Below are 672 nucleotides of genomic sequence, written 5' to 3'. Positions count from 1 at the left end.
CGGGTTAGACTCTAAATAACAGAAGGTTGGTATTTCAACGATGACTCCACAACTCCTGGCGAAGCTGCTTCATAGTCTCCCAACTATCCTACACATCTGGCATTCAAAATCAATGTTAAGTTGTAGTGAAGGTTCACGGGGTCTTTCCGTCCCGTTGCGATTAACCGGCATCTTCACCGATACTACAATTTCACCGAGCTCGTGGTAGAGACAGTGTCCAACTCATTAGACCATTCGTGCAGGTCGGAACTTACCCGACAAGGAATTTCGCTACCTTAGGACCGTTATAGTTACGGCCGCCGTTTACTGGGGCTTCAGTCAGAAGCTTTGGCTTGCGCCGAACATCCTTCCTTAACCTTCCAGCACCGGGCAGGTATCAGGCTCTATACGTCATCTTTCGATTTTGCAGGGCCCTGTGTTTTTGTTAAACAGTTGGTTGGACCATTTTACTGAGACCACATTGCTGTGGTACGCCTTATCCCGAAGTTACAGCGTCAATTTGCCTAGTTCCTTTACCACGGATCACTCGAGCGCCTTAGGATATTCTCCTCGACTACCTGTGTCGGTTTACGGTACGGGCTGCTATAAACGAACCTTAGAAGTTTTTCTTGGAAGTCTGATTAGGGACATTATCAGCGAGGCCGAAGCTTTGCTGTACTATCAGGTTCATCA

General features: G+C 47.6%; 1 rRNA gene. It reads right to left on the bottom strand.

Annotated elements, in window-relative coordinates:
• Window positions 1-672, bottom strand: a 23S ribosomal RNA gene (locus tag KW844_RS28860); the annotation flags it as partial.

Origin of the sequence: Chitinophaga sp. sic0106, from assembly GCF_019219075.1 — a bacterium.
Taxonomy (GTDB): Bacteria; Bacteroidota; Bacteroidia; order Chitinophagales; family Chitinophagaceae; genus Chitinophaga.
This window is presented reverse-complemented; position numbering and strand designations above follow the sequence as displayed.